General features: G+C 60.0%; 12 protein-coding genes. 5 read left to right on the top strand and 7 right to left on the bottom strand.

What is annotated here, in order from left to right; translation table 11 throughout:
- Positions 1 to 20 precede the first annotated feature (20 nt).
- From J7416_RS08700 to J7416_RS08690, 3 genes are all read right to left on the bottom strand, one after another.
- Positions 21 to 1,022, bottom strand: coding sequence for a DMT family transporter (locus J7416_RS08700; protein ID WP_247744177.1), 1,002 nt, complete (start codon positions 1,020 to 1,022; stop codon positions 21 to 23).
- Between the two features lie 105 nt (positions 1,023 to 1,127).
- A complete protein-coding gene (locus J7416_RS08695; RefSeq protein ID WP_209224321.1) occupies positions 1,128 to 1,541 on the bottom strand; it encodes a group III truncated hemoglobin in 414 nt (137 codons plus the stop codon).
- Between the two features lie 48 nt (positions 1,542 to 1,589).
- Complete coding sequence (locus J7416_RS08690) at positions 1,590 to 4,508, bottom strand: error-prone DNA polymerase (RefSeq protein ID WP_209224320.1); 2,919 nt, start codon at positions 4,506 to 4,508, stop codon at positions 1,590 to 1,592.
- Positions 4,509 to 4,617: 109 nt separating this feature from the next.
- On the opposite strand from J7416_RS08690, the gene J7416_RS08685 reads away from it, so the two are divergent.
- Positions 4,618 to 5,082 (top strand): DUF1203 domain-containing protein, encoded by a 465-nt coding sequence (locus J7416_RS08685; protein ID WP_209224319.1) that lies wholly within the window; start codon positions 4,618 to 4,620, stop codon positions 5,080 to 5,082.
- On the opposite strand, the gene J7416_RS08680 is transcribed toward J7416_RS08685, so the two are convergent.
- Positions 5,079 to 6,071, bottom strand: coding sequence for an ABC transporter ATP-binding protein (locus J7416_RS08680; protein WP_209224530.1), 993 nt, complete (start codon positions 6,069 to 6,071; stop codon positions 5,079 to 5,081). The genes J7416_RS08685 and J7416_RS08680 overlap by 4 nt on opposite strands.
- A gap of 87 nt (positions 6,072 to 6,158) precedes the next feature.
- Between J7416_RS08680 and J7416_RS08675 the strand changes: the two genes are divergently transcribed.
- The 3 genes from J7416_RS08675 to polA all read left to right on the top strand — a co-directional run bounded on the left by J7416_RS08675 (position 6,159) and on the right by polA (position 9,757).
- Positions 6,159 to 6,335: a zinc-finger domain-containing protein gene (locus J7416_RS08675; protein WP_209224318.1), complete on the top strand. Its 177-nt coding sequence runs from the start codon at positions 6,159 to 6,161 to the stop codon at positions 6,333 to 6,335.
- Positions 6,336 to 6,417: 82 nt separating this feature from the next.
- Positions 6,418 to 6,888, top strand: coding sequence for a hypothetical protein (locus tag J7416_RS08670; protein WP_209224317.1), 471 nt, complete (start codon positions 6,418 to 6,420; stop codon positions 6,886 to 6,888).
- Between the two features lie 70 nt (positions 6,889 to 6,958).
- Positions 6,959 to 9,757: a DNA polymerase I gene (polA, locus tag J7416_RS08665; RefSeq protein WP_209224316.1), complete on the top strand. Its 2,799-nt coding sequence runs from the start codon at positions 6,959 to 6,961 to the stop codon at positions 9,755 to 9,757.
- 42 nt (positions 9,758 to 9,799) lie between these two features.
- Here the strand turns inward: polA and J7416_RS08660 are convergent, their stop codons facing one another.
- Together J7416_RS08660 and J7416_RS08655 are read right to left on the bottom strand one after the other, a co-directional pair.
- Complete coding sequence (locus J7416_RS08660) at positions 9,800 to 10,030, bottom strand: DUF2798 domain-containing protein (RefSeq protein ID WP_209224315.1); 231 nt, start codon at positions 10,028 to 10,030, stop codon at positions 9,800 to 9,802.
- A 79-nt stretch (positions 10,031 to 10,109) separates the two neighbouring features.
- A complete protein-coding gene (locus tag J7416_RS08655) occupies positions 10,110 to 10,859 on the bottom strand; it encodes a TIM barrel protein (RefSeq protein ID WP_209224314.1) in 750 nt (249 codons plus the stop codon).
- A gap of 176 nt (positions 10,860 to 11,035) precedes the next feature.
- Between J7416_RS08655 and J7416_RS08650 the strand changes: the two genes are divergently transcribed.
- The gene (locus tag J7416_RS08650) at positions 11,036 to 11,977 is read left to right on the top strand and encodes a DMT family transporter (RefSeq protein ID WP_247744175.1); all 942 of its coding nucleotides are present in this window, start codon (positions 11,036 to 11,038) and stop codon (positions 11,975 to 11,977) included.
- Here the strand turns inward: J7416_RS08650 and J7416_RS08645 are convergent.
- A complete protein-coding gene (locus tag J7416_RS08645; RefSeq protein WP_209224313.1) occupies positions 11,974 to 12,552 on the bottom strand; it encodes a DUF1285 domain-containing protein in 579 nt (192 codons plus the stop codon). The genes J7416_RS08650 and J7416_RS08645 overlap by 4 nt on opposite strands.
- Positions 12,553 to 12,605 lie beyond the last annotated feature (53 nt).

Raw genomic sequence — 12,605 nt, 5'->3', positions numbered from 1 at the left:
GCGCGCTTTCGAGCGCGCTGTTATTCTTTGTCTGTATCACTGTTGCGGGTCGGTCTTGCCGAAGCACCCGTGTCTGCGCGCGGAGACCGCACTTTGAGAACCGGTTTATTCGACGAAACATCTGTCCGGCTTTCCCGCCAGACGACGAACACGCCGGACGCGATGATGATACTGGCACCCACCGCGACCCAGATGTCCGGGCGCTCGCCAAAGAAGACCATGCCAAAGATCGTGGCCCAGATGATCTGACTGTACTGGCTGGGGGCAACAACTCCGGCAGGCGCAGCGCGATAGGCCAGAATGATCAGGTGCTGCGCGATCACGGAAAACAGACCGACCAGCGCCATCATCGCCAAATGCAGCAGGGACGGGGCCTGATACACGGCGGGTTGTGCTGCGCTCATGACGACGATGGCCAGAAGCATGGGATAGAGGATCAGGACGGCGGACCGTTCCTCATTCCCGATCTTGCGCACCAGAACCGATCCGAAGGCGCTGCAGAACGCAGCCGTCAGTGCGGCCAGATGGCCCAGCGTGATCTCGGTCGCGCCGGGGCGCAGAACGATCAGGACGCCGATTAACCCAACACCCACCGCGGCCCAACGCTGGGCGCGGACGACCTCGCCCAAAATCGGGATCGACAGGACGGTCACGATCAGCGGGAACGAGAACAGCAGCGAATAGACCTCGGCCAGGGGCAGGACCGAAAAGGCGTAGAACGCACAGGACATGGCCGTCACCACAAGGGCCGAACGTAGCATTACCAGCCAAGGATGATGGGGGCGGAAATTGCTGGGCGTTCGATCGGCCAGCATGGACACCGCCATCGGCACAAAGGAAAACAGCGTGGCGAAAAAGATGATCTGCATCACCGAATAGGTGGCACCCAACGCTTTGATCAATGCGTCATGGCTGGCAAAGACGGCAAAGCCCACAAATGCATAGCCAAGTCCCCGAAGGGTGGAGTTCTGAGTGCTCATCGGTGCGGCCTCGGGTGATGTCTCGGTGTTGTGACGTGCCATCGCAGTGCGACTGCTGCGGCTGGCTTGCCCTTGAGTAAACCCATTTTGGCGGCGCGCATAGCCCCTAATTTACCGCTAACATTGCAAGGCCGCTATGATCGGTGATCATCGCAGGATCGGGGGTGCATCCTTGGGTTGGCGCGCCGATTGCACTCCGGCTTTCATTCCGACGCCAATGCGCCGTGCCAGAGCGACCCATGGGGTGGCGGTGTCCGGGGGCAGCGTTAGAGCCGCGACCTCTTCGAACAGATCCAGCCAATGGGCGAACATCTCGGGCTGTATGTCCGGCCGTTCGATATGGGTCCGCTGTGGATTGCCGTCATAGCTGCGCTCATACAGGATCGCATTGCGCCAGAAGGCGGCGATCTTGTCCTCATGCGCGGGCCAGTCGGTGACGTGTTTGTTGAACACAGGACCCAGCACTGCGTCCTCGCGCACGCGGGCATAAAAGGCGCGGACCTGCGCGTTGATCTGATCGGGCGTTGCAGGAAAGCGCGGCGGCAATATGGGTCTGGTCATTTTGGGTCCGATTTCGACTCTGTACAGGGCGGATAACCGGTTCAGGCGTCAGGCAACAGGCGTGGTTTTGTCGCGCGGGTCTGGTGTCAGGATATGCCGCAGTAGGGCCACGGGATGCGCCCGCAGGCTGAGGCGGGTGGCAACGTAATCCTCGACCACCTGCTCGCCCAATGTCATCTGCGGCAGGTATGCTTCGGGCTCGTCCAGCGCCTCACCCTCCAGATCCTGCGAGAACAGCGGCAGAGGTTTTGCGGTGGCAATCGCCTTGGCCTGCCATAACGCCTCGCGCCGGGTCAGATCGCAGGCGGCGAAGGCATCGGCCTCGGCCAGTCGTTCGATCACCGAAGGGCCAAGGCCCGCACGGCGCCAGACGTCATCGACCTGATGGTAACCGTTGCCGCGCGCGGCGGTGAGCCAGCTGGCGTCTTCCTCGCTGAGGCCTTTGATCTGGCGAAAACCCAGCCGCAAGGCCAGCCCGCCATGGCCGTCGGGTTCCATCACATTGTCCCAGAAGCTGGCATTGATGCAGACCGGGCGCACCTGTACCCCGTGTTCGCGCGCATCGCGCACGATCTGGGCCGGCGCGTAGAACCCCATCGGCTGTGAATTCAGCAGCGCGCAGGCGAAAATGCCGGGGTGATGGCATTTGATCCAGGCTGAGGCATAGACCAGCAGCGCAAAGCTGGCCGCGTGGCTTTCGGGGAAGCCATAGGATCCGAACCCTTCGATCTGCGAAAAGCAGCGCTCGGCAAAATCGTCATCATAGCCGTTGCGTTTCATACCGCGCAGGAACAGGGCGCGGAATTCGCTGACGGACCCATGCTTCTTGAACGTCGCCAGAGACCGCCGCAGCCGGTCCGCCTGTTCCGGAGTAAACCCCGCGCCGACAATGGCGATCTGCATCGCCTGTTCCTGAAACAGTGGTACGCCCAGCGTTTTGCCCAGCACCTCACCCAACTCGTCCGAGGGGAAGCTGACCTCTTCCTCACCATTTCGGCGGCGGATATAGGGGTGGACCATGTCGCCCTGAATGGGACCGGGGCGGATGATGGCGACCTCGATCACCAGATCGTAGAAATTGCGCGGCCGCATCCGGGGCAAAAAGTTCATCTGTGCACGTGACTCCACCTGAAACACGCCGACCGAGTCCGCTTTGCACAGCATGTCGTATACTTTGGGATCTTCGGGCGGCAGGGTGGCGAGCGTATAGCCGGTCTGGTGGTGCTGGCTGATCAGGTCGAACGCCTTGCGGATGCAGGTGAGCATGCCGAGGCTGAGCACATCGACCTTGAGAATGCCCAAACTGTCGATGTCGTCCTTGTCCCAGCAGATGACCGTGCGATCCTCCATCGTGGCGTTTTCAATGGGGACAAGTTCGTCCAAACGCCCCTCCGTGATGATGAAACCGCCCACATGCTGTGAGAGGTGGCGGGGGAAGCCGTCGATCTCATACACCAATGACAGAGTCTGTTTCAGGCGGCGATCCTCGGGGTCGAGGCCAATCTCGCGCATCCGGTGCGCCTCGAGCCCGACGGTCGAGAAGAAACCCCAAAGCTGTGATGAGAGCGCCGAGATCGTATCTTCGGTCAGCCCCATCGCGCGCCCGACCTCGCGGATGGCGCGCTTGCCGCGATAGTGCACGACCGTGGCGCAGAGGCCCGCACGTTCGCGGCCATAGCGGTCGTAGATGTGCTGTATCACCTCTTCGCGGCGTTCGTGTTCGAAATCCACGTCGATATCGGGCGGCTCATCGCGGGCTTCCGAGACGAAACGTTCGAAGACCATTGTGCCCAGTTCGGGGCTGACCTCGGTGATGCCGAGGCAGAAACAGACGACTGAATTCGCCGCTGACCCGCGTCCCTGACACAGGATATCGCGCGATCGGGCGAATTTGACGATGTCGCGGACCGTCAGGAAATAGGGCTCGTATTTGAGCTTGCCGATCAGGGTGAGCTCGTGGTCCAGCATCTTCTTGGCCTTTTCCGATGCGCCTGCGGGGTAACGCCATTTCAGCCCTTCATGCGCCAGTCTGTGCAGGCGTTGGGTCGGGGTTTCCTGCTCGCTGCCTTCGCTGGGATATTCATAGCGCAGCTCGTCGAGTGAAAAGGTGAGTTCTTCGCTGAGCGCATGGGCGCGGGCAACAGCGCCCTCGCGCCCTTTGAAGATACGCAGCATCTCGGCTTCGGACCGCAGGCGCTGTTCTCCATTCGTCAACGCGTCGCGGCCCAGATCGTCGACCTTGCGCCGCAGGCGAATGGCGGTCACCACATCAGCCAGTTTGCGACGGGCCCCGTGATGCATCAGTGGCGTGGCGCTGGCGAGGGTGGGGAGGCCGAGCTGTTTTGATTCAATCTCTAACAAAGAGAAATACGCGTTATCAGCACCGTCATAGCGGGGATGCATCAACAGATGCATCCGCCCGGCAAAGCGGCGCGTCATCTGTTGCGCCTGTGTCCGCCACGCGCCCGCGCCGCCCTGGGACCGATCCGCTTGTGGCCAGAGCAGCAGGTGGAGGCCGTCGGAGAACTCAAACAGGTCGGACAGGTGCAGGATGCAATCGCCTTTTTCGGCACGCAGGCGACCCGCGGACAGGATGCGGCACAGGTTGCCCCAGCCCTGCCGGTTCAGCGGCAGGGCGGTGACGGTGGGCGCGTCGGTAAAGATCAGCCGCGCGGCCGGGATCAGGCGGGGCACTGCGTGGACAGGATAGGACGGCGGTTTCGGGATATGGTCGGGGCAGGGCGGGCCGATGGAGGTGTTCTGCCCCTCCCACTCGAGCCGTTCGCGCACCTTGCGGGCGATCTCGCGCCCTTGGGTATGGGCGCGGACGATCCCGGCAACCGAGTTGTCATCGGCAATCGCGATGGCGGGCAGGCCGAGGGTCACGGCACGCTCCATATACTCCTCGGGGTGCGAGGCCCCGGTGAGGAAGGTGAAGTTCGACGTGATCGACAGTTCGGCATACATGGCGATTCCATATTATATTCACGTTTTGTTCTTTTTCGAGTCCTTTGCGCAGGAAACGGGTCGATTGAGTTTGCAGCGCTGGGCAAGGTCGCGAAAAAGGAGACCCGAGATGTTCAAGATCACCGCATTACCAACTGACGACGTGCGCGCCCTTCAGGCAGGCGGGCCGGATGCCTACGGCGCTGTACCAGAACGGTCTGTTTCGACCGGCACCGGCAACCCTTGCCGCCATTGTCTGCAAAACATTCCCGAAGGCGAAGAGATGCTGATATTGGCCCATAGACCTTTTTTAGAGCCACATCCCTACGCCGAAACCGGCCCGATCTTTCTGTGTGCGGCCCCCTGTAATCGGCATAGCGGAGATGGGATGCCCGAGATTTTAACCTCTTCACCCGACTACCTGATCAAGGGGTATGGAGAGGATGACCGGATCGTCTATGGAACCGGGTCGATCACGCCCACGGATCAGATAAGTGCGAGGATCGAAGACATATTTGCCCGCCTGGATGTGGCCTATATCCACGTCCGGTCCGCGCGGAACAATTGCTATCAGGCGCGGGTCGACCGGGCCTAAAGCTTGACCCGATGCATCCCACGGTGCGGTTGGTCCTGATCGCCGGGCGGGACATCGTCCGCGCGGCCGGATGTCAGAGCAAGAAACACATCCTCCAGATCAGCCTCTTCGGTGCGGACATCCCGGATGCGGATATTTGCAGTGCGAACGGATTCCAGCACTTGTTCGGCGCTGGTCTGGGCACTGCGGTATTGCAGAACCAGGTTCCCATCATCACGCAAAGCGGCGTCGACGCCGTCTGACGCGGGCAGATCAACAACAGGGCCATCAGGTACGATCACCATAGTGCGACTGTCCATGCGGCTGAGCAGGTTGGCCGTACTGTCCTGCGCGATCTTTTCCCCGTGGTTGATGATGGCGATTTCATCACACATCTCCTGCGCTTCTTCCAGGTAGTGGGTGGTCAGGATGATGGTCATGCCCTGTTCGTTCAGCTTGCGCACGTTGGTCCACAACATCTGCCGCAATTCGATATCCACGCCTGCGGTGGGTTCGTCCAACACCAGGATTTTGGGATGATGCACCAGCGCTTTGGCCAGCAACAGCCGCCGTCGCATCCCGCCGGACAACGTGCGGGCATAGGCTTCGGCCTTGTCGCTGAGGCCGACCAGTTCGAGGATCTCGTCGCTGCGCCGCTCGGCCTTGGGCACTCCGTACAACCCGGCCTGAACCTCGAGCGCGCCGCGGGGCGTGAAGAAAGGATCCAGGTTCAGTTCTTGCGGCATGACGCCAATTGCCGCCCGGGACTGGCGCGGGTTGCGATCCTGATCGAATCCCCAGATCGTCACGGACCCCGCCGATTTCACCACCAGGCCGGCAAGGATGTTGATCAGTGTCGATTTTCCGGCGCCGTTTGGCCCCAGCAAGCCAAACACCGACCCGCGTGGAATGGTCAGGTCGATGCCCTTCAGCGCCTGTTTCTCGGGCTGGCCTTTGCCGCCCCGATAGGTTTTGCGCAGTCCACTGATCCTGATTGCCGCATCGGTCATGAGACCCTTGCCCCCGGTTTGCTCATCGCTCATAAACGCACCTAATGCATGCCCGCGAGGCCGACAACCAGTGAAGGATCGCCAGCCGTGACAATCGAAGCGCCCGAAACCAAGATCGTCGAGACCACCCGCGTCGCCTGTGACGGCGGCGAAGGTGCATTGGGCCACCCGCGTGTCTGGTTGTGCATTCCCGAAGATACCGGCTGGGTCGAGTGCCCTTATTGCGACTGCAAATATGTTCTGAAAGGCACAGAACAGGGCTGATTGCCCTTAAACTCGCGTTTCGCCAAATTCTCGCCGTGATTTCCGTCGAAGATTTTCAGCACAACCATCGTAGGTGAGTGTGATGACAGACGCGACCGTTCAGGACTCGGGCAACCCGATCTTCGGCTGGATTGGGTTTTGCGTTGCCGCGCTATCCCTTTTTGCGGCTCTTTTTGTTTTCTGGGCGGGGCCGTTCGCGCCACAGCAATCCGCCGGAGTGTCCCTGGGTGAATTGGCCGCCGAGATCGGCAAATCCACCCTTCGGGCCGCGGCAGGCCTCGAGCAACCCGAGCCAGTGGCACGCGCGCGTGATCTGGATGATTTCCTTCGGATCGGCGTTGCCATGCTGGGCGGGCTGGCAATTGTTGTTTCGGTTATCGGCCTGCTGCGACACGAAAAGCGGCGCCCGGCAATCGCCGGGATGGTCATCGGAACCGGGGCAATCCTGTTCCAGTTCTTTGCTTTCGCCTTTTTCGCGTTCCTTGGAGTGTTGGTTATCATGGCATTGCTGAACAGTTTCTCGGATTTCTTCTCGGGGCTGTTTGGCGGCTAAGGCACGTTCTTGACTGGCCACCCGCGCGGCCCTGTGGCAGAACCATTCCTGACCGACAGGGAGAGCGCGCATGAGCAATTTCGGAAAAGGATGTCACCTGCATCTGATCGACGGATCGGCCTTTATTTTTCGCGCTTACCACGCACTGCCACCGCTAACGCGGAAATCGGACGGGTTGCCGATCGGGGCCGTTTCAGGCTTCTGCAACATGCTGCAGAAATATGTCGAGGGAAACGCAGGCCCGGATGCGCCGACCCATGTGGCGGTGATCTTTGACAAGGGCTCGCACACGTTCCGCAATGATCTGTATGACCTCTACAAAGCCAATCGCGAGGCCATGCCCGAGGATTTGCGCCCGCAGATGCCGCTGACCCGTGAGGCGACAAAAGCCTTCAACATCGCCTGCAAAGAGCTGGAAGGCTACGAGGCTGACGACATCATCGCGACCCTCGCCGTTCAGGCGCGCGAGGCGGGCGGGCGTGTGACCATCGTGAGTTCCGACAAGGACCTGATGCAGCTGGTCGGTGGTGGCGTTGAAATGCTTGATGCGATGAAGAACAAGCGCATCGACCGCGATGGCGTGGTCGAGAAATTTGGCGTTGGCCCGGAACGTGTCGTCGATGTGCAAGCGCTGGCCGGAGATTCGGTAGATAACGTGCCGGGCGCTCCGGGCATCGGGGTCAAAACGGCGGCGCTCTTGATCAACGAATATGGTGATCTCGAAACGCTGTTGGACCGCGCAGAAGAGATCAAGCAGCCCAAGCGCCGTCAGACCTTGATCGAAAAACGCGATCAGATCGAGCTGTCGAAAAAGCTGGTGCAGCTGGACGAAAACACACCGCTGGATTTCGGCCTTGATGATCTTGAGGTGAAAGACCCCGATGCCGAAACCCTTTTGGGATTCTTGGCCGAGATGGAGTTCCGCACCCTGACCAAGCGCATCGCGGATAAGCTGGGGGCCGAAGCCCCGGTGATCGCCGACGCGCCTGCTCCGGTGGTCGAGGAAGCCGAGGCCGTGGCCATTCCTTTTGATGCGTCCAAGTACGACTGCGTGCGCGACGCAGGTGCACTGCAGAAGTGGATCGATCAGGCCTATGAGCGCGGCTGGGTCGCCGTGGATACGGAAACCACCGGTCTGAACGAAATGATCGCCGACTTGGTCGGGATCTCTCTGTGCGTGGAGGCTGGAGAGGCCTGTTACATTCCGCTGACCCACCGCGATGGGGCTGCGGATGATCTGTTCGGCTCTGACGCGTTAGCCGAGGGGCAGATGCCAGTGGAAGAGGCTCTAACCTTGCTGAAACCGATGTTTGAGGACCCGTCGATCCTCAAGATCGGGCAGAACATGAAATACGATGCCAAGATTTTCGCACGTTATGGTGTCGACGTGGCACCGATCGACGACACGATGTTGATGTCCTACGCGATGCATGGCGGCGAACATGGGCACGGCATGGATACGCTGTCAGAGCGCTATCTCAGCCACACGCCGATCCCGATCAAACCGCTGCTGGGTTCGGGCAAGTCGGCGATCACCTTTAATAAGGTGCCGATTGACGAGGCCACAGCCTATGCCGCCGAGGATGCGGATATCACCCTGCGCCTCTGGAAGCTGTTCAAACCGCAACTGCATCAGGTGCAGGTGACCACGGTCTATGAAACGCTGGAACGCCCGCTGGTGCCGGTTCTCAAAGAAATGGAGATGCACGGCATCAAGGTCGACCGCGATGTGCTGAGCCGCATGTCGAACGCGTTTGCCCAGAAAATGGCCGGATTAGAGGCTGAAATTCACGAACTGGCGGGTGAGAACTTCAATGTCGGCTCGCCTGCGCAGTTGGGCGAGATTCTGTTCGACAAGATGGGCCTTGAGGGCGGCAAGAAAGGTAAGACCGGGAAGTATTCGACCGGGGCTGACATTCTTGAGGATTTGGCGACCGAGCATGAGTTGCCCCGCCGCGTGCTGGACTGGCGGCAATTGTCCAAGCTGAAATCGACTTACACAGACGCGCTGCAGACCCATATCAACCCCGATACGGGCCGGGTGCATACGTCCTATTCGATCACCGGAGCAAACACAGGCCGCCTGGCCTCAACCGATCCAAACCTGCAGAACATCCCGGTGCGGACCGAGGAAGGGCGGCGCATTCGCGAGGCCTTCATCGCCGAGCCAGGGAACGTGATGGTCAGCCTCGACTACAGTCAGATCGAGCTTAGGATTCTGGCCCATATTGCCGATATTCCTGCCCTGAAGCAGGCTTTTGCCGATGGGCTGGACATTCACGCCATGACCGCGTCCGAGATGTTTGACGTGCCGCTGGACGAGATGACGCCGGATATTCGCCGTCAGGCCAAGGCGATCAATTTTGGTGTGATCTATGGCATCTCGGGCTTTGGTCTGGCGCGCAACCTGCGCATCCCGCGGGCCGAGGCGCAGGGATTCATCGACCGCTATTTTGAACGTTTCCCGGGTATCAGAGCCTATATGGACGACACGGTCGCCTTTGCCAAAGAGCACGGCTATGTGCAAACCCTATTCGGGCGCAAAATCCACACGCCTGAGATCAATGCCAAGGGGCCGCATGCGGGCTTCTCACGCCGTGCGGCGATCAACGCGCCGATTCAAGGGACGGCGGCGGATGTGATCCGGCGCGCCATGGTGCGGATGCCGGATGCAATCAACGGATTGCCGGCCAAGATGCTGTTGCAGGTGCATGACGAATTGCTGTTCGAAGTGGCCCAAGATGCGGTGGACAAGGTGATTGATGTTGCGCGCGATGTCATGGAGGGTGCCTCGGACCCAGCGGTTAAACTGGACGTCAAGCTGAGCGTCGATGCCGGACAAGGGGCTAACTGGGCTGAGGCGCACTAGCAGCGCTGCTCATCAGGCCCGGCGGGCCCTCTTCGCAGCGGGTCAGTCCTGCGGTCTGACCCAGCCCTGGACCAGTCGTTTCACGGTTGGGCCCAGAGTTAGGATCACGGCGAAAGCGATGGGCCAGCAAAAGGCCCAGGACGCCATCCAGTCGCCTAAAGTGGATGGCCCAAGCCCCACCGCTTTGACTGTGGCGATGCCGGTCACGATACAGGACATCAGGCCGGACATGATCAGGCTGAACACGGCATTGGCAAAGCGGGCAGGGATCATGGCAGGCATCCTTGGGGTTGCAATGCCCCGGTTTTAGGGATTTTCCTCCCGATTTCCAGACGGAATAGGCGCGCGTGTGCTACATCCAGCCGAGGGAATGCTCGGTTCTGCGCGTGGATGGCGTGTATTCCGCACTGACCCAACCGGAATAGCCCGAGGCATCAAACGCTGCGAAAAGCCGTTTGAAATCCGTTGGTCCGTGGCCGGGTTCGGATCGGTTGGGGGCGGCCCCGATCTGGGCGTGCACTACTCTGGAGCGGTGTTTTTCCCAGACCGCCAAGGCGTCGCCATGGATCATATGGGCGTGAAAGCTGTCGAATTGCAGGCCGACATTCGGGCGGTCCACGTGATCCAGAACCTGAATGGCCAGATCGTAATCGTTCAGGAAATAGTCAGGTTGCGAAATAGGGTTCAGCGGCTCGATCGTGAACTGCTGCCCCGGCGCGGCATCGGCCGCCCATTGCATGTTTTGTACCATGCTTTCAAACGCATCCTGGCCTGAGGTATAGCCGGACATGATGTGAATCAGACCCGGGCGCAACACTTCGGAATAGCGGAGGACGCGGCGAATATCGGACTGAAACCGGGCCTCGCCACCGGGGACGGCGGCATAGCCGGGCGCGCCGCCGGTGTAATTGGGTGGCGGGGCGTTAATCAGAACCAGCTCGAGCCCGTTGGCCAGCAACGCGCGGCGGGTTTCCTTGGCTGCCACATCGTATGGGAACAGTATTTCGACGGCCTGAAACCCGGCTTCTGCCGCGGCTTGAAACCGCTCCTGATACGGAAGCTCTGAGAAAAGCAGGGAAACATTCGCTGCGAATTTTGGCATATGGGGCCTTTGGATAGCTGACGGGTGGACCTTATCTGCGTGAAGATTCCAGGGAAAGTGACTGAAAACGACAGTTTGTCGAAATTCGACCAGATCGCATCGGTTGAATCAGAGACGTTGCCGATATCGCGGCGAATCATTTCTTAGGCGCCGTGCCAACAGAAGGTTTGAACACGATGGCGATGAGCCCGGACCCCGTGCGCGGGAACACTATCTCTGTGTCCACAGGGCAGAGCCCTGCTTTGCCGGGCAATGGCTTGGCCGTGGCTTCCATGCTGACCTGGGCGGCTGGTTTTCCGGCGGCCGAGGTGCTGCTGCAGACTTGGCCGCCGGTCGCGTTGTTCGTGGCACGGCTGGCGCTGGCGGTGGCAGTGATGGTGCCGATCTGGTTTCTGATCGACGGACCGCAAAGAGTTTTGCGGGCCAGATGGAGGCATGCCTTACTGGTGGGCGGGGTTCTTGGGTCGGGGATGTTCCTGATTATTCTGGCGCAAAAGCTGACAGACCCTGTGACCGTGGCCATCATCGCATCTTGCGCGCCACTTTTTGCCACTCTTATTGAACTGGCCACCGGGATGCGTCGGCTGCGGTGGAACTTTGCCGTCGGCGTTCTTGTGTCGATCATTGGCGGCCTGATCGCCACCAGCGCCGTGGCTCCGGCCCAGCTGGGGCTGGGCGCGGTCTGCGCCATTGTATCGACCGGCCTGTTCTGCTGGGCCAGCATGGCGACAGCGCGGGACTTTCCCGAGCTCAGCCAGACCGGGCGCAGCACGATCACCTTTGCAGGCGGTCTGGTGATGGCGCTGATTTTGTTCGGTGCGGCGGCGCAGATGGGGATGGACGTCATGCCGACCGCTGCGATTGATGCGCAACAGGTCGGTATGCTCGTGATCTACGCTCTGGTCGCGATGGGGTTGAGCCAGGTGTTCTTCATTGCATCCGTCGGAAAGCTGGGCGTCGCGCTGGCGTCTTTCCATATCAACATCGCACCCTTTTACGTGATGCTGATCATGCTGGTGTTGGGGGACGAATGGAACTGGACCCGCGCTCTGGGGGCTGGGATCGTGGCCGTGGCAGTTGTACTGGCGCAAGAGCGCAGGTCACCAAAAGCCGCCTAGTCCGGCAAATCCTCGGACCGGATCAGCGGAAAAAACTGCCCGCCGGACCAGACGCCGAACCATCCATCTTTGTGGGTGGCGATGTCCACAAGTCGGTAGAAGCTTTTGCGATCTATGCGTGCCTCAAGGTTTGCGCGAACCAATACGTACGGAGACGGTTCTTCTGTCGTTGAATCAATAACAATACGGATTGGATGGTCCGGCCCGGCCGTTGCGGTGTCGCCTACATGGGTGGTGAAGGTCAGGCTTTGCGCCTCTTCTTCGCCCACAGCATCAAAATCTACGGCAACAAATGGCGCATCCTCGACAATGATTCCCACCTTTTCGACCGGGGTCACGAGAAAGTATTTCTCGCCTTCTTTCTTAAGAATTGAGGAAAAAAGCTTCACAAGCTCGAACCTGGTGATGGGCGAGCCTAGATAAGACCAAGACCCATTTTTTGCTATTCGAATGTCCAGATCGCCGCAAAACGGAGGATTCCACAGGTGAACAGGCGGCAAACCCTGTGTTTTGGCCGCTTTGACTGATGCCGCAATGCCATCAGGGGAAGGTGTCACAGGTTTTTGTCCGCTCATTACTTTTGCCATTTCCTTTTCGCGCGATACACTTCAATCATAATAGTCCACGG

This window comes from Ruegeria sp. R14_0 (assembly GCF_017743975.1).
Lineage (GTDB): Bacteria > Pseudomonadota > Alphaproteobacteria > Rhodobacterales > Rhodobacteraceae > Ruegeria.
The sequence above is the reverse complement of the archived record's forward strand: the minus strand, read 5'-3'. Positions and strand labels throughout refer to the sequence as shown.

Coding starts and splice junctions, on each gene's coding strand:
- J7416_RS08695 (WP_209224321.1), bottom strand. CDS start 1,541: ATGACCAGACCCATATTGCCGCCGCGCTTTCCTGCAACGCCCGATCAG.
- J7416_RS08680 (WP_209224530.1), bottom strand. CDS start 6,071: ATGACCGATGCGGCAATCAGGATCAGTGGACTGCGCAAAACCTATCGG.
- J7416_RS08660 (WP_209224315.1), bottom strand. CDS start 10,030: ATGATCCCTGCCCGCTTTGCCAATGCCGTGTTCAGCCTGATCATGTCC.
- J7416_RS08685 (WP_209224319.1), top strand. CDS start 4,618: ATGTTCAAGATCACCGCATTACCAACTGACGACGTGCGCGCCCTTCAG.
- J7416_RS08700 (WP_247744177.1), bottom strand. CDS start 1,022: ATGGCACGTCACAACACCGAGACATCACCCGAGGCCGCACCGATGAGC.
- polA (WP_209224316.1), top strand. CDS start 6,959: ATGAGCAATTTCGGAAAAGGATGTCACCTGCATCTGATCGACGGATCG.
- J7416_RS08670 (WP_209224317.1), top strand. CDS start 6,418: ATGACAGACGCGACCGTTCAGGACTCGGGCAACCCGATCTTCGGCTGG.
- J7416_RS08690 (WP_209224320.1), bottom strand. CDS start 4,508: ATGTATGCCGAACTGTCGATCACGTCGAACTTCACCTTCCTCACCGGG.
- J7416_RS08650 (WP_247744175.1), top strand. CDS start 11,036: ATGGCGATGAGCCCGGACCCCGTGCGCGGGAACACTATCTCTGTGTCC.
- J7416_RS08645 (WP_209224313.1), bottom strand. CDS start 12,552: ATGAGCGGACAAAAACCTGTGACACCTTCCCCTGATGGCATTGCGGCA.
- J7416_RS08655 (WP_209224314.1), bottom strand. CDS start 10,859: ATGCCAAAATTCGCAGCGAATGTTTCCCTGCTTTTCTCAGAGCTTCCG.